This is a genomic window from Polaribacter huanghezhanensis (assembly GCF_030444335.1).
Taxonomy (GTDB): domain Bacteria; phylum Bacteroidota; class Bacteroidia; order Flavobacteriales; family Flavobacteriaceae; genus Polaribacter; species Polaribacter huanghezhanensis.
Genome location: NZ_CP128595.1, coordinates 2,200,365 through 2,216,687, shown reverse-complemented (window position 1 = coordinate 2,216,687; position 16,323 = coordinate 2,200,365). Strand labels below are relative to the sequence as shown.

Annotated in this window: 15 protein-coding genes; 6 read left to right on the top strand and 9 right to left on the bottom strand. The window is 33.6% G+C overall.

What is annotated here, in order from left to right; translation table 11 throughout:
* Window positions 1–3 precede the first annotated feature (3 nt).
* Window positions 4–882 carry a geranylgeranylglycerol-phosphate geranylgeranyltransferase gene (locus KCTC32516_RS10410; RefSeq protein WP_301400367.1) on the bottom strand — a complete coding sequence of 293 codons (879 nt, stop codon included), beginning with the start codon at window positions 880–882 and terminating at the stop codon, window positions 4–6.
* A gap of 44 nt (window positions 883–926) precedes the next feature.
* Window positions 927–1,382, bottom strand: coding sequence for an SsrA-binding protein SmpB (gene smpB, locus KCTC32516_RS10405; protein WP_301400366.1), 456 nt, complete (start codon window positions 1,380–1,382; stop codon window positions 927–929).
* A gap of 120 nt (window positions 1,383–1,502) precedes the next feature.
* Between smpB and KCTC32516_RS10400 the strand changes: the two genes are divergently transcribed.
* On the top strand, window positions 1,503–2,249 hold the full coding sequence (locus tag KCTC32516_RS10400) for a DUF6503 family protein (RefSeq protein WP_301400365.1): 747 nt from the start codon (window positions 1,503–1,505) through the stop codon (window positions 2,247–2,249).
* On the opposite strand, the gene KCTC32516_RS10395 is transcribed toward KCTC32516_RS10400, so the two are convergent.
* The 4 genes from KCTC32516_RS10395 to clpB all read right to left on the bottom strand — a co-directional run bounded on the left by KCTC32516_RS10395 (window position 2,246) and on the right by clpB (window position 6,513).
* Window positions 2,246–2,755, bottom strand: a complete 510-nt coding sequence (locus tag KCTC32516_RS10395) for a histidine phosphatase family protein (RefSeq protein ID WP_301400364.1) — start codon at window positions 2,753–2,755, stop codon at window positions 2,246–2,248. The two genes, KCTC32516_RS10400 and KCTC32516_RS10395, sit on opposite strands and share 4 nt — an antisense overlap.
* A gap of 74 nt (window positions 2,756–2,829) precedes the next feature.
* Entirely contained in the window at window positions 2,830–3,285 is a 456-nt protein-coding gene (locus KCTC32516_RS10390; protein ID WP_301400363.1) for a hypothetical protein, read from the bottom strand.
* Between the two features lie 65 nt (window positions 3,286–3,350).
* Window positions 3,351–3,779, bottom strand: coding sequence for an Hsp20/alpha crystallin family protein (locus KCTC32516_RS10385; RefSeq protein WP_301400362.1), 429 nt, complete (start codon window positions 3,777–3,779; stop codon window positions 3,351–3,353).
* Between the two features lie 142 nt (window positions 3,780–3,921).
* Window positions 3,922–6,513, bottom strand: coding sequence for an ATP-dependent chaperone ClpB (clpB, locus tag KCTC32516_RS10380; RefSeq protein WP_301400360.1), 2,592 nt, complete (start codon window positions 6,511–6,513; stop codon window positions 3,922–3,924).
* A 161-nt stretch (window positions 6,514–6,674) separates the two neighbouring features.
* Here clpB and ytxJ point away from each other — a divergent pair, with 161 nt between their 5' ends.
* On the top strand, window positions 6,675–7,058 hold the full coding sequence (gene ytxJ / locus KCTC32516_RS10375; RefSeq protein ID WP_301400359.1) for a bacillithiol system redox-active protein YtxJ: 384 nt from the start codon (window positions 6,675–6,677) through the stop codon (window positions 7,056–7,058).
* 517 nt (window positions 7,059–7,575) lie between these two features.
* Here the strand turns inward: ytxJ and fahA are convergent.
* Complete coding sequence (gene fahA, locus KCTC32516_RS10370) at window positions 7,576–8,865, bottom strand: fumarylacetoacetase (protein WP_301400358.1); 1,290 nt, start codon at window positions 8,863–8,865, stop codon at window positions 7,576–7,578.
* Window positions 8,866–8,987: 122 nt separating this feature from the next.
* Here fahA and glyA point away from each other — a divergent pair, with 122 nt between their 5' ends.
* Together glyA and KCTC32516_RS10360 are read left to right on the top strand one after the other, a co-directional pair.
* The gene (gene glyA, locus KCTC32516_RS10365; RefSeq protein ID WP_301400357.1) at window positions 8,988–10,262 is read left to right on the top strand and encodes a serine hydroxymethyltransferase; all 1,275 of its coding nucleotides are present in this window, start codon (window positions 8,988–8,990) and stop codon (window positions 10,260–10,262) included.
* 112 nt (window positions 10,263–10,374) lie between these two features.
* Entirely contained in the window at window positions 10,375–11,613 is a 1,239-nt protein-coding gene (locus KCTC32516_RS10360) for a cation:proton antiporter (protein WP_301400355.1), read from the top strand.
* On the opposite strand, the gene rmuC is transcribed toward KCTC32516_RS10360, so the two are convergent.
* Complete coding sequence (gene rmuC / locus KCTC32516_RS10355) at window positions 11,614–12,897, bottom strand: DNA recombination protein RmuC (RefSeq protein WP_301400354.1); 1,284 nt, start codon at window positions 12,895–12,897, stop codon at window positions 11,614–11,616.
* A gap of 95 nt (window positions 12,898–12,992) precedes the next feature.
* Here rmuC and KCTC32516_RS10350 point away from each other — a divergent pair, with 95 nt between their 5' ends.
* Window positions 12,993–13,526, top strand: a complete 534-nt coding sequence (locus KCTC32516_RS10350) for a 1-acyl-sn-glycerol-3-phosphate acyltransferase (RefSeq protein WP_301400353.1) — start codon at window positions 12,993–12,995, stop codon at window positions 13,524–13,526.
* Window positions 13,527–13,576: 50 nt separating this feature from the next.
* On the opposite strand, the gene gcvT is transcribed toward KCTC32516_RS10350, so the two are convergent.
* Window positions 13,577–14,662, bottom strand: coding sequence for a glycine cleavage system aminomethyltransferase GcvT (gene gcvT, locus KCTC32516_RS10345; protein WP_301400352.1), 1,086 nt, complete (start codon window positions 14,660–14,662; stop codon window positions 13,577–13,579).
* 193 nt (window positions 14,663–14,855) lie between these two features.
* On the opposite strand from gcvT, the gene KCTC32516_RS10340 reads away from it, so the two are divergent.
* Window positions 14,856–16,322 carry an aminopeptidase P N-terminal domain-containing protein gene (locus tag KCTC32516_RS10340; protein ID WP_301400350.1) on the top strand — a complete coding sequence of 489 codons (1,467 nt, stop codon included), beginning with the start codon at window positions 14,856–14,858 and terminating at the stop codon, window positions 16,320–16,322.
* Window position 16,323 lies beyond the last annotated feature (1 nt).

Below are 16,323 nucleotides of genomic sequence, written 5' to 3'. Positions count from 1 at the left end.
AGATTAAAATTTGATGAGTGCCATTGATAGAATTCCAAAAAAGATAATCACCTTAATAACTTTACTGATCAAATGAAAATCTTTGGTGGTTTTTGAAGTGAATAATGCATATAAAAACCACACAAAAGGAAGAATGATAAAAAGAACGGTGTACCAAAGCAGCAATTTGATATGCAACAATTCTTCTTTTAAAAGTAGCAGCAAAAATAGAAATACAAAAGAAGAAATAAAGAGTACTACATTCTTAGTTCTGCGAATTCCAATAAGAATAGGTAATGTTCTCATTTTTAAAACATAATCTCCTTTCATGTCTTCAATATCTTTAATAATTTCTCGAATCAGTGTCATAAAAAAAGCGAAGATAATATAGACAAAAACAACACTAGTTGTTGATATTGAAGTGAAGAAATTAGCAATGGCTTCTAATAAGTTGGAAGCGGTTTTGGTGTTATCTATATTAAAAATATACACGATAAATATGGTGAGTGCCACTAAAAATGCGGTGATAATATTTCCAATAATAGCAATTCTTTTCAACGATTTAGAATACCAGTATAGTAGTGTACTAGTGCCTATAAAGAAAAGTGAATAGATGATATTTCCATTAGCATACGCTGCATACACACCAAGAATCAATCCTAAAACTGTTAAGATTATATAAAACAATAGCGCATTCTTTTTTGAAATAGCAGTTTCTATAAAGACTTTAGTTGGTTTGTTTATTTTATCGGCTGCTACATCAAAAACATCATTAATAATGTATCCGCCAGCAGTAATAAAGAGAGTGCTAATTGCTAATACAATGAATTGAATATAAGAAGCAGCTGAAGTAAAAGAATTGATAATGGCATATTTGGTTAAAACCATCGTTAATAAAACCATCAAAAGGTTTTTATATCGTATTAGTTTTAAGAAGGAAACCATTTCTAAAAGTCCTTTTTTATACGCGCTAAATCGCGTTTATTATCTCTGTCTTTTAGCGTTTCTCTTTTGTCGTGCAGTTTTTTACCTTTTGCCAACGCAATGTTAAGTTTTGCCCAGCCTTTATCCGTTAAAAACAATTTAAGTGGAACAATGGTCAGTCCTGTATTCTTAACTTCTTTTTCTAATTTTTTTAGCTCACGTTTGTTTAAAAGGAGTCTTCGCTCGCTTTTCGGATTGTGATTGTAGAAATTACCATGCGAATATTCTTCAATAAACATATTAATCACAAACAATTCGCCACGTTCATTAAATTCACAGAAACTCTCAGTAATTCGAGCTTTACTTTCTCTAATAGACTTTATTTCTGTTCCTGTTAACTGAATTCCAGCTGTATAAGTATCTAAAAACTCGTACTCAAAACGTGCTTTTTTATTCTGTATGTTTATTTTTTTTTGCATGAATCCGTAATAAATAGAGTAAAATAATATTTACAAAGATACATTTTTGATTCAGAAGAATAAGTGTATTTTTGAATTGTAAAGATGTTCAATTTTTATCGACCTAGAAAAACAAAACCCATGCGTAAATTTTTATTCTTAGTATTAATTGTGTTTGCTTCGTGTAAACAAAAAGACACTTCGTTCACTGCTCAACAAATAATTGATAAATCTTTTATAGCAACGGGTGCAGACAAAGTAGCCAACGCACAAATTGAATTTACTTTTAGAGATAAAGAATATTTAGCGCTTAGAAAAAAGAATGGTTTTTTTTCTTTAATCAGAAATCAACAAAAAGAAGGTGACGGAACGATCTCAGACATTATTACCAATAATGGTTTTCAAAGAGAACTCAACGGACATAAGATTCCGGTTTTAGATTCTATGGCGGTAAAATACACAGGTTCTGTAAATTCTGTCCATTACTTTTCTGTATTGCCTTACGGACTAAATGATGCTGCTGTACAAAAGAAACTCTTAGAAGAAACCAGCATCAATCAAAAGCCGTATTATAAAGTGCAAATTAGTTTTGCTGAAGATGGAGGTGGAGAGGACTTTGATGATATCTTTATCTATTGGATTGATAAAAAAAACTTTAAAGTTGATTATTTAGCCTATTCGTTTCATGAAAATGGTGGCGGAATGCGGTTTAGAGAAGCCACCAATGAGCGTTTTGTAAACGGAATTCGTTTTGTTGATTATAACAACTACAAACCAAAAAATGCTTCAACTAAATTAGAAAATTTAGACAAAGCATTTCAAGATAATGAGTTGGTAAAGCTTTCAGAAATCAATCTAGAAAACCTAAAGGTTAAAATCTTAAACTAGTTATCAACCTTTAACAATACGCTAGTAGCACCACTTTTAGTAACGGTAACAATATATAAATTGCTATTGTTATCATCTGCAATCTCATCGTATTTTTTTTTACCTAATATCTTATTGGCAAAAGCATTGGTAGTATTGCTATGACCAACAATCAATACATTTTTCCCTTTGGTGTTAAATTTAAAACCTTCATCATACATGTTTTTCGGATCATACATATACAATCTTAATCCGTTTTGTGTTGCAGTTGGTTGTGCGGTTTCTTTGGTTCTGTTATAGTTAGTGGTATATACCATATCTATGTTTGCTGTAGAAAGTACATCTGCCCAATGTTTAGCACGTGCAGTTCCTTTTATCGTTAAAAAAGGATCTTTATCGCCTTCAACAGCTCTGTTTTTTTCTGCATGATGAATTAAGTAATAGGTAGTAATGACGTCGTCTTTTTCTTGAGCAAAACTTGCGAAGGTACCCATCGCAAAAATAATAAGGAATACGTATTTTTTCATGTTATCATATTTTATAATACGAATATACACAAAAAAAAAACTGAACTCTTTTAAGAAGTTCAGTTTTTTTATTTTTAAATTTCTTTTGATTTTTTCTGCTTTTTATAGTACTTGTTTTTTACAGAATCCATTTTTTTAAAGATTTTTTCTATTTCTTTTTGATGCTGTATAAAATTGTTACTAAAAAAATCATTAGTATAAAAATCTTCCATTTTAAAAGGAGATTCATTAAAAAAATCTTTAAAAAATAGCGAGTCTAATGGTTGATTAAACTGTGATTTAAAATTTTTATGAAATGTACTAAAAATGTTTTTCTCTAAGGTAGAATCATTTTTAATACTAGAATAAAAAGAAGTGTAAGTAGAGTCTACACGAATTAGATTTCCATACTTATCAAACTGTTTATGAACTTCTATATTGGTTTTAGGTTTAATGGTGTCCTTTTTAATACGAAGTTCATTTTTTGTGGAATTTTGACTTTGACAGCTAAAAAAAGTGAAAGTCAACATATAGATGAATATTTTTTTCATGACTTTAATTGTTTTAAAAAAAATAGGCTGTCTTTTTAAACAGCCTATAATTACTAATTATTATTTTATTTAACTTCAATTAATTGAATAGGCTTAGGTTTTGCCTCCTCTAATTTAGGAATGGTAATTTTAAGTTCTCCGCTTTTATAAACAGCTTCAATTTTATCTCTGTTTACAATTCCTTGTGGTAGCGTAAAGCTTCTTTTAAAAGATCTATAACTATATTCTTTTCTCGTATAGTTTTCTTTAGACTCCTCGTTGGTTACTGTTTTCTCTGAAGAAATGGTTAAAACATCATTGTCTAAATCAATTTTAAAATCTTTTTTCTCCATTCCTGGCACTGCTACATCTACAATAAACTCATCTTGGGTTTCTTTAATGTTTACTGCAGGCAATGTAGTATTTGTCTCAGAAAAATTGGTGGTAGACCAATCTCTAAATAAATCATTAAAAAGAGTTGGTACAAAGGGTGCATCGGTTCTTTTTGCTAACATAACTTTACAATTTAAATTAAACATTATTTTTAATATATATACCTATTGCAAATAAAATACCAACCAAAAAAAACTGACAAATTTTCAATTAATATTGAAAAATTGTCAGTTTATCTGCTGATCCTTAGTGTTTAATATTTTTTTAAGCCCCTTGGTTTCTAAAAACCAATTGCTCATCAAAAGCATCTAATAGTATCATGCTGTCTGTGGTTACTTTACCTGCCAAAATATCTTTAGACAACTGATTTAGTACTTCTTTTTGGATTACACGCTTTACAGGTCTTGCTCCAAATTCTGGTTGATAACCTTTATTTGCTAAATATTCAATCGCTTCATCGGTTGCATCTAAGGTAATTTCTTGCTTTGCAATCGTTTTCTTTACCATGTCCAATTGTAGTTTTACAATCGAAATAATGTCTTTCTTCGTTAACGGAGTAAACATCACAATATCATCTATTCTGTTGATAAACTCTGGTCGTACTGTTTGCTTTAACAAGCCTAACACTTCAATCTTTGCCAATTCTGTAACCGACTCAATATCTGCTTTCGGATCACTAAATTTATCCATAATAATCTGACTTCCCATATTAGAGGTCATGATGATAATCGTGTTCTTAAAATCTGCAATCCGACCTTTATTATCAGTCAAATGTCCTTCATCCAGCACTTGCAATAAGATGTTAAACGTATCTGGATGCGCTTTTTCAATCTCATCCAACAACACCACAGAATACGGTTTTCTACGCACTGCTTCTGTCAATTGTCCGCCTTCATCATACCCCACATATCCAGGAGGTGCTCCAATCAATCTACTTACCGAATGACGTTCTTGGTACTCACTCATATCAATTCTGGTCATGGCGTTTTCATCATCAAATAAATAACTTGCCAATGTTTTTGCCAATTCTGTTTTTCCAACTCCGGTAGTTCCTAAAAACAAGAACGATCCTATGGGTTTATTCGGATTTTGCAATCCTGCTCTAGAGCGTCTCACTGCATCAGAAACCGCTTCAATGGCTTCTTCTTGTCCAACCACACGTTTGTGCAACTCCGTTTCTAAACGCAACAACTTTTCGCGATCAGATTGTAGCATTTTGGTCACAGGTATTCCTGTCCATTTTGCAACTACTTCTGCAATATCTTCATAGGTTACTTCTTCTTTAATTAAGGTGTTGTCTCCCTTCTCATCAAGCAATATTTGTTGCGCTTCTAATTGTTCTTGCAAGTCTTTAATGGTTCCGTATCTTATTTCTGCTACTTTACCATAATCACCATTACGTTCTGCTTTATCAGCTTCTAACTTGGCATTTTCGATATCGGTTTTAATGGTTTGGATCCCGTCAACAATACTCTTTTCGCTTTGCCATTTTGCATTGATTTCGTTGCGCTCTTCTTTTAGATTTGCCAAGTCTGCATTTAGAGACTTTAACTTTGCCTTGTCATTTTCTCGTTTGATGGCTTCAATCTCTATCTCTAGTTGCATTACTTTTCTGTCTAGCACATCTAGCTCTTCTGGCTTCGAGTTGATTTCCATGCGCATTTTAGCCGCAGCTTCATCCATTAAATCGATTGCCTTATCTGGTAAAAAACGATTGGTAATGTAGCGTTGCGACAATTCTACCGCACCTATAATGGCATCATCTTTAATGCGTACTTTGTGGTGAGTTTCATACTTTTCTTTAATTCCTCTTAAAATAGAAATGGCACTTTCTGTATCGGGTTCGTTTACAATTACTTTTTGAAAACGACGCTCTAATGCTTTGTCCTTTTCAAAGTATTTCTGATACTCATCTAGAGTAGTGGCACCAATAGCACGCAATTCACCACGCGCCAAAGCAGGTTTTAAAATATTTGCTGCATCCATAGCGCCTTGTCCGCCACCAGCTCCAACTAACGTGTGTATCTCATCAATAAACAATACAATATCTCCGTCTGCGTCTGTTACTTCTTTAATCACTGCTTTTAGGCGTTCTTCAAACTCTCCTTTGTATTTTGCTCCTGCAATTAAAGCACCCATATCCAACGCAAAAATTTGCTTGTCTTTTAGGTTTTCAGGGATATCACCATCTATAATACGGTGTGCCAATCCTTCTGCAATCGCGGTTTTTCCAGTTCCTGGTTCTCCAACTAATATCGGATTGTTCTTGGTTCTACGCGATAAGATTTGTAACAAACGACGTATTTCTTCATCTCTACCAATTACTGGGTCTAACTTGCCATCGCGTGCTAACTGATTTAAGTTCTTCGCATATTTATTTAACGCATTGTAGTTTTCTTCTGCACTTTGAGACGTTACTCGATCGCCTTTACGGAGTTCGTTAATGGCTTCTTTTAGGCCTTTTTCTGTAAGTCCTTGGTCTTTTAAAATTTGTGCAATGGTGCTTTTAGAGCCAAAGATTGCCAAGATGATGTGTTCTATAGACACGTACTCATCCTTCATGTTTTTTGCAATAATAGCAGCTTCTGTTAAGGTTTTTGATGCCTCTCTAGAAAGTGTAATTTCTGCACCTGTAACTTTAGAAAAGCTTTCTAATTGTTTTTCTAACAATTGTTTAAGAATATCTACATTACAATTGAGTTTCTTTAATAAAAAAGGCAACACGTTTTCATCCACTTCTAAAAGGGCTTTAAAGAGGTGCTCGTTTTCTATTTGATTGTGTCCATAACTTTGCGCAAGCTGTTGCGCTTGTTGTATGGTTTCTTGTGATTTTATGGTATAATTATTAAAATTCATGGTCTATATGGTTTACTTTTTCAGTTACTTTGTGGCAAATTTAGTACCAATTAAAAAACAGTTACTAAACAAGTCAGTTTGTCTGTTAAGCTATTATTTTTACTGACTTTTTGACTGCTGAAAGGAACCTGATAATTTACGACTTAAACCAAAAATCATACATGAGTTTATTTAAAAACATCTTTAAAAGCACTTCAGATGAGGATAAAAAGGAACAATCTAATGTAAATTGGATTCCACTAACTTCATTAGATCAATTAGCAGAAATCAAAAATCAATCTAAAACTGAAACAGTTTTAATTTTTAAGCACTCAACACGCTGTGGAATTAGCAGAATGGTAATTAAACAATTTGAAAAGAAGTTTGCTACATCAGGTAAAAAAATGCCTTTGTATTATTTGGATTTGCTAAATTATAGAGCACTTTCTGATGAAGTTGGTTATGCGTTTCAGGTGCTGCATCAATCTCCGCAAATGCTTGTTATCAAAGACGGAGTTTTAGTTGGGCATGCATCGCATTATGATATTCTCGAACTTGATTATTAGGTGTAAGGTAAAGGGTAAAGGAGCAAAGTTACAAAGACGCATAGTTGCAAAGCTAAGAAGCAAGAGACAAGATAGTTGTTGCTCAAGATTCAAAACTAAAAACTAAAATCAATACTAATTTTAAAAGGCTGTAAGCTTTAGGTTAAAAAGAGACAAGAAGCAATCTCATCAAACCAAGTAACATCAACCTCTCAAAACTCAATGTCATTCCGACAGAGAGAAGCATGAACGACGAGCCCGCCTGCCTCGGGCAGGGAATCTCACAAAAACAAGTTACAATCTAACCTGACCTATTTTGTTTCCATCCTGAGCGGAGTCGAAAGGTCATCAATGGAAAAGAACAAGAGTTAAAATAAGTTTTATTATTTTAATTGATATGGATTCCTGCCTTGCTCCTCCGTTAAAGCTTCGAGCGGCACGCGGACGCAGTAATGACACTACGATATAATAAGAAAGAACACAAAAAAAAGGACACTCCAAGAGCGTCCTTTTTTAATATTTGAAAGTGTTGAATACACTATTTCTTAAAAGGAATCGCAGGCAATACTTTACCAGTACACTCACCAAAACCAATTCTACGTTCGTCGTTTTCACAATACGCACGCATAATAACCGTGTCATTATCATTGATAAACTTACGTTCAGAACCATCGTTTAATTTGATAGGGTTTTGTCCACGCCAAGACAATTCTAGCATAGAACCATAACTGTCTTTTGTTGGGCCAGAAATAGTACCAGATCCCATCATGTCTCCAGCTTCTACCGGACAACCATTTACGGTATGATGCGCTAATTGTTGCACCATGGTCCAATACATATATTTAAAGTTAGAGTTGGCAACCACCGTTTCTTCTTTTCCTTCTGGTTGTATGCCTACTTGCAATTTAATGTCGTAACTTTTTTGTCCATCTACTTTTAAATACGGCAAAGGCTCATGTACTTGCTTCGGATTGTCCGTTCTAAAAGGCTCTAAAGCATCTAAGGTTACAATCCAAGGAGAAATGGTAGAGGCAAAGTTTTTCCCTAAGAAAGGGCCCAAAGGTTGGTATTCCCACGCTTGTATATCTCTTGCCGACCAGTCGTTAAACAATACCATTCCAAAGATGTATTCTTCTGCTTCTTCAATAGCAATTCGGTCTCCCAACGTATTAGAATCTGTAGTGATAAATGCCATTTCTAGTTCAAAGTCTAACAATTTAGACGGGCCAAAGCCTGGCGTATTGGTACCTTCTGCAGGTTTCGATTGTCCATAAGGTCTTCTAACCGGTGTGCCAGACGGAATGATAGAAGAGCTTCTACCGTGATAGCCAATAGGTACGTGCAACCAGTTAGGCATCAACGCGTTTTCTGGATCACGGAATAAAGTACCTACATTGGTAGCGTGTTCTTTACTAGCATAAAAGTCTGTGTAATCGCCTACAGAAACTGGCAATAACATTTCTACTTCTTTCATTCTAAAAATAATCTCAGCTTTGTGTTCTTTATGATCTCGCAAACCACTTTTAGTAACATCAAAAAGCTCTGCAATTCTGTTACGCACTAAACGCCATGTTTTACGGCCGTCGGCAATAAAATCATTTAACGAATCTTGCAAAAAGATATCGTCTGTAAGCGGAATCCCTTCAAAGTATCCTAATTGATGCAAGGCACCCAAGTCGATGGCGTAATCTCCGATCCTTGTTCCGATGGTAATGATATCATCTTTGGTAATAAACACACCAAACGGTATGTTTTGAATTGGGAAATCGGAATCTTTAGAAACATCAAGCCACGATTTTCTATTGGGATTATTAGCAGTTAATTTCATTTGAATATATCTAGTATTAGTTTTAAACTAATGTTATTAAAATTTTATCAAATATAGTAGAAAGTTGATAGTTGCAAAATGATTTTTACTATTTTTGGGAATCTTTTAATAAACAAACAACAATGCAACTAGATAATCAAATATTTGACCTGATTCAAGAAGAAAAAGAAAGACAACAAAATGGCTTAGAACTAATCGCTTCAGAAAACTTTGTAAGCGACCAAGTAATGCAGGCGCAAGGTTCTGTGTTAACCAACAAATATGCCGAAGGATATCCTGGTAAACGCTATTACGGCGGATGCGAGATTGTAGATATTGTAGAACAAATTGCTATAGACAGAGCCAAAGAATTGTTTGGTGCAGAGTATGTAAACGTACAACCACATTCTGGCAGTCAAGCTAACACAGCAGTATTTGCTGCTTGTTTACAACCAGGCGACACTATTTTAGGATTTGATTTATCGCATGGTGGGCATTTAACACACGGCTCTCCAGTAAACTTTTCTGGTAAATTGTACAATCCTGTTTTTTATGGAGTTGATAAAGAAACCGGAAGGATAGATTACAATCATATAGAAGCACAAGCAAAAAAGCACCAACCAAAGTTAATTATTGCAGGAGCTTCTGCTTATTCTAGAGACATGGACTTTGAGCGTTTTAGAAAAATTGCTGATAGTGTAGGCGCTATTTTGATGGCCGATATTTCACATCCTGCGGGATTGATAGCCAAAGGAATTTTAAACGATCCGTTACCACATTGTCATATTGTTACTACTACAACTCACAAAACATTGCGTGGCCCAAGAGGAGGAATGATTCTAATTGGTAAAGATTTTGACAATCCGTTTGGAGAAACCTTAAAAAATGGGAATCCAAAGAAGATGTCTACATTAATTAACTCGGCAGTTTTTCCAGGTAACCAAGGCGGACCATTAGAACACGTTATTGCAGCCAAAGCAATTGCTTTTGGAGAAGCATTGACCGATGAATTTTTAGAATATCAATTGCAAGTAAAAGAAAATGCAGCAGCAATGGCAGCAGCATTTGTAGCCAAAGAATATCATATTATTTCTGGAGGAACAGACAACCACATGATGTTGATCGACTTAAGAAACAAAGACATTTCTGGGAAAGATGCAGAAATTGCTTTAGGGAAAGCCGACATTACCGTAAACAAAAACATGGTTCCTTTTGATGATAAAAGTCCGTTTGTAACTTCTGGAATCAGAATTGGAACTCCGGCAGTAACCACAAGAGGTCTAAAAGAAACAGACATGCAACAAGTAGTTGACTTTATTGATGAAGCCATTCAGAACCACGATAACGATGCTGCTTTGGCTTCAATAGGCGAACGCGTAGAAGAGATGATGTCTGGAAGGCGTTTGTTTGTGATGTAGGTAACGCAGTTACCATTAGATATAAAAAAGCAGCCAATTGGCTGCTTTTTTGATTTTATCATAAAGAACAATAGTTTAGTTATATATTTATACTTTTAAAAATAACCTAACAATGGATACTTATTTAATTGCCACCATACTTATTTTTTTAGCTGCACTATTTGGGTATATCAATGTTCGGTTCTTAAAACTACCAAACACCATTGGTTTAATGATGATTACCATTGTATTTACTTTGGGTGTAATTGCCTATAGTTACTTTGATCCAACATTATTGAATTTTGAAAAAGAAATGATTTCTAAAATAGACTTTAGAGAATTGTTGTTGGATGAAATGTTGAGTTTCTTATTATTTGCAGGTGCTTTACACACCAATTTTAATCAACTTAAAATACAACGTTGGCCTATTTTCCTCTTTTCTACATTAGGAGTATTGGTCTCTACTTTTTTAGTAGGAATAAGTATGTATTATATTTTACATTTTGTTGGAATGCAAATCGGTTTTATATATTGTTTGCTTTTTGGAGCGTTGATTTCTCCGACTGACCCAATTGCTGTGCTTGGTATCTTAAAGAAAGCAAATGTTCCTAAAAAACTAGAAGCAAAAATTGTGGGCGAATCTTTATTTAATGATGGCGTTGGAGTAGTAGTGTTCTTAACTATTTTTGAAATAGCTTCTTTTGGAGTAGATAAGATAGAAGTGGTAGATGTATTTCAGTTATTTGGAAAGGAAGTAGTTGGAGGCATTTTATTAGGAGCTGTTTTAGGTTGGATTACCTATCGCTTGCTAAAATCTATAGATGATTATGATATTGAAGTTATTATTACGGTTGCTGCAGTAATGGGCGGAACCGTAATTGCGCAGCAATTGCACGTATCTGCGCCTTTAGCGATGGTAACTGCGGGTTTAATTGTAGGTAATGATACGGTTCGGAATTCTGCCATGTCAGAAACTACCGAGCATTATGTAGATAAGTTTTGGGAATTACTCGATATTTTACTGAATGCTATTTTGTTTGTAATGATAGGGATGGAAATGTTGGTTTTAGTAGTGAAAGGCGAATATATTATTGCTGGTTTAATTGCCATTCCGTTGATTTTAGCATGTAGATATTTGTCCTTATTAATTCCGATTAACATCTTTAAAAAGAAATTAGATTTTGTGCCTAAAACCAATTTAATTATGACTTGGGGTGGTTTGCGTGGCGGAATCTCAATCGCTTTGGCATTAGGGTTGACCAATGAAATGCACAGAGACTTGTTTTTAGTAATTACCTATATTGTTGTGATATTTTCTATCATCATACAAGGATTAACCGTTGGAAAATTGGTAAAGAAGTTGAAAGGTTAATTACTCTTCAGTAGCTCTATCTAATAAATTCTTGTTTAAGTTTTTGCTTGTTTTTGCACCAAGTACTTTTATACGCTCTACTTTTGTGATTAAGTTTCCTTTTCCGGTAAGTTTTTTCATAGAAGTATCATAACTTCCTTGTACTGTTTTTAATTGATTTCCTACTTTGATTAAATCATCCGTAAGGTTTACAAATTGGTCGTATAACTTTCCTGCTTGTTCTGCAATTGCCAACACATTTTTCTTCTGATTCTCTTGTCGCCACATCGAAGAAACAGTGCTTAAGGTTGCCAACAGTGTAGAGGTAGAGACCAATACCACATTTTTATCTAAAGCTTCTAAATACAAGTCGTTACTATTGTTTAAAGCAATCATTAATGCTGGTTCAATAGGCACAAACATGAGTACATAATCAGGTGTGTTAATCTCGTACAAGCTGTCGTATTTTTTACTACTTAAGTCTTTGATATGCTTTCTAAGACTTTCTAAATGTTTCTTTAAACTAATCTCTTTATCTGCATCTTCATCCGAACTTGTGTACGATTCATACGCCGTTAACGATACTTTTGAGTCGATAATTAAATGTCTATCATCTGGTAAATTGATAATGAAATCCGGTTTTTTAAGTTTTCCTTCATCATCTCTAAATCCGCCTTGTGTTTCAAAATGAATTCCTTTGGTTAAATTTGCCTTTTCTAACAACATTTCTAATTGTGTTTCTCCCCAATCACCTTGTACTTTAGAATCGCCTTTTAATGCTTTTGTTAGGTTGATGGCTTCCTTACTCATTTGTAGATTTAAGTCTTTTAATCCACGTAGTTGTTCTTTTAGTGCAGAATGCATACCGATACTTTCTTTTTGAGACTCGGCTACTTTCTTTTCAAAGCCGTCAATTCTTTCTTTTAACGGATTTAGAATTCCCTCAATACTTTCTTTATTTTGTTCTTTAAAGGTTTTTGAATTATCGTTCAATATTTTGTTTGCTAAGTTTTCAAACTCTTTGGTAAACCTTTCTTGTAGCTTTTCTACTTCTTGTTTGTTGACCTCTAGTTTTTCTTTAAGATTAGCGTTATCGGCTTGATTTTTTGTGTTCTCAATAGTTAAAGAGTCCTTTTCATCTCTCAGATTTTGCAATTCAACTCGCAATTGTTCATTTAACTGTTGTTGCATTTTGAAGGCTTCGTCATCAGGTTTTTTAGTAGCATTGCCATTGGTTGTTTTGTAGAGGTAAAATAGGGTTGCAGCTAAACCAATCAGCATCAGTATTTGTAAGGTAATTTCCATAACTTTTGATAGAATCTTTTAAAGATTTAAAATTAAGAGTTTTATATTTGTGTACATAATAATATGTCTTTTATTTGTAAACTTATTAATGCTTCATGATATCAAAATTTATTTTTAATACCATTCTAGGGTGGAAACTAGTAAACAATTTCCCAAAAGACATTAAAAAATATGTAGTAATTGCTGCACCTCACACAAGTTGGCAAGATTTTCCAATCGGAATTTTAGCAAGAAATACTTCAGGTATAAAGATTAATTTTATTGGCAAAGATTCTTTATTTAAAGCTCCGTTTGGTTTTATTTTTAGAGGTTTGGGGGGCGCACCTGTTGATCGCTCTCAAAGTAATAACTTGGTAGATGCCATTGTACATGTGTTTCATACAAAAGACGAATTTAGATTGGCGTTATCTCCAGAAGGTACAAGACAAAAAATAGCAAAGTGGAAAACAGGGTTTTATTATATAGCAAAAGGAGCAAAGGTGCCTATTGTAATGGCAACTTTAGATTTTAAGAACAAGCAGGTAAAAATCTCTGAACCCTATTATACTACTGATGATAAAGAAAAAGATTTTAAGCATTTCAAGTCTTTTTTTACCCCAGAAATGGCAAAGAAACCTACACAGTATTAACTAAAAAAGCCTACTTAATTAAGTAGGCTTTTTTTATGCTTGTCTGTTTTTTATCCTTTGTAAAAAGGCAATTTCACCACTTTAGCAGGAATTGCTTTTTTACGAACTTGAATAAAGATTTCTGTATCTAATTTTGAATTTTCTTTAGTTACATACCCCATTCCGATTCCTTTTCCTAAAGATGGACTCATGGTTCCTGAAGTTACAATTCCGATTGCAGTTCCTTCTGCATCAACAATTTCGTAATCGTGTCTTGGAATTCCGCGTTCTAGTAATTCGAATGCAACCAATTTATTTGTAATTCCGTTTTCTTTTTGTGCTTTTAAGTTTTCTGAGTTTACAAAATCTTTTGTAAATTTTGTAATCCAACTCAAACCAGCTTCAATAGGAGACGTCGTATCGTTGATGTCATTTCCGTATAAACAATAGCCCATTTCTAAACGTAAGGTATCTCTAGCAGCCAATCCAATTGGTTTGATTCCGAAATCTGCTCCAGCTTCAAAAACCTTGTTCCAAACACTTTCAGCAGCTTCATTCTTTACATAGATTTCAAATCCGCCAGAACCGGTATAACCCGTAGCAGAAATAATTGCGTGTTCTACACCTGCGAAATCACCAATTTTAAATTTGTAAAAAGGAATTTCAGCCAAATCAATAGAAGTTAACGATTGCATTGCTTCAATCGCTTTTGGACCTTGAATTGCCAATAAAGAATAATTGTCAGAAACATTCTTTAAATCCGCTCCAAATGCTGCATTGTAAGTAGAAATCCAATTCCAATCTTTATCAATATTAGAGGCATTTACTACTAATAAATATTGATTTTCTTTTATTCTATAACAAATTAAATCATCTACAATTCCGCCATCTTCATTCGGAAAACAACTGTATTGTGCATCACCAATGGCTAATTTGGAAGCATCATTAGACGTAACTCTTTGTATTAAAGCCAAGGCGTTTTCTCCTTCAACTAAAAACTCACCCATATGACTCACATCAAAAACTCCAACACCTTTTCTAACGGTTTCGTGTTCAATGTTAATTCCTTCATAAGAAACCGGCATATTGTAACCAGCAAAAGGAACAATTTTAGCATTTAAAGCTTCGTGTACGTGAGTTAGTGCAGTGTTTTTCATTCTAAATTAGTCTGTTTTTTTGTTTGATGAAATTTTTCGCTAATGTATTAAAAATGTAGAATTATAGTTCTATGTAACTGGAATTAGTTTTTGTGATATTCACTAATATTTTGTTAATATTGCTTATAAACAAGAATTTTTTATTTGAAATAACAGTACATTTGAGAGATCAACTTTCTAAAACTTTTTAAAAATGGACACCAAAAAAATTCTAATTGCACTTTTGCTATTTACAACAATGTTTAGCTTTTCTCAAGGAAAAGATTTACCAAAAGATTTTCTTCCTAGTAAATTTCATAAAGAAAGAAGAGCTCTTTTGCGTTCAAAAATGCCAAATAATTCTGTAGCAGTTTTCTTTGCAAACCCCAGTAGAAACAGGGCTAATGATGTTGATTACCTTTACCATCAAGATCCTAATTTTTATTATTTAACAGGTTCTAGAGAACCAAATGCTGTATTGTTGATTTTTTCAGAAAAGCAACAATCTGCAAAAGGATTGTATAACGAATTGTTTTATGTAGAAAAAAAAACAGCAAGAGCAGAAGTAGTTAGCGGCCCTGGTATAGGAATTGATGGCGCTCAAAAACTATTAGGTTTTAAAAATGTTTTTTATGGAAAAGATTTTGCAACTATTTCGGTAGATTTCTCAAAATTTGATAAAGTAATTTTTGAAGATTTTAAAAATGATGTTAGAGATGACAAACGAACTGATGCTGACTTGTATGATTTAATCCTGACATTTAAAACAAAAATATCATATCAAACATCATCAGATAAAATTCCGGCTTCTGATAAAAACATCAAACTAGCTACAAACATTGATGTAACAGCTGTAAAGGGGTTAATGGCTACGTTACGTGAAGTAAAAACCAAAGAAGAATTGGTGTTGCTTAAAAAAGCTGTTCGTATATCTGCTATGGGACAAGTAGAAATTATGAAAGCGATGCATCCTAAAATGTCTGAAACAGAAGTGCAAGGAATTCACGAATTTGTGTATAAAAAATATGGCGCAGAATATGAAGGGTATCCATCAATCGTAGGAGCGGGTAATAATGGTTGTATTTTACATTATCAAGAGAATAATAAAATGAGCTTAAAGAATGATTTAGTTTTAATGGACTTAGGCGCAGAATATCGTGGTTATACAGCGGATGTTACTCGTACAATTCCTGCTAACGGAAAATTCTCTAAAGAGCAAAAATTAATTTATGACTTGGTGTATGAAGCGCAAGAAGCTGGAATTGCACAATATATAATAGAAGGTAAGATTAGTACGCCAGGACTAACGGCACGTAAAATTATTAACGAAGGATTGTACAAATTAGGGATTATAAAATCTGTAGATGAAAAACACCCATATTTTCCACACGGAACCTCGCATCATATTGGTTTAGATGTACATGATCCTGGTAATTATACTACTTTTGCAGAAGACATGGTGTTAACGATGGAGCCAGGAATTTACATTCCAGAAGGAAGTAAATGTGATAAAAAGTGGTGGGGAATTGGAGTTCGTATAGAAGATGATATTTTAATTACCAAAAATGGCCCAATTATCTTATCTGCTGATGCGCCAAGAAAATCGGATGAAATTGAAAAAATGATGCAACAAAAAAGTATTTTTGAAACCTATACGTTACCAGATTTAGATAAAAAATAAG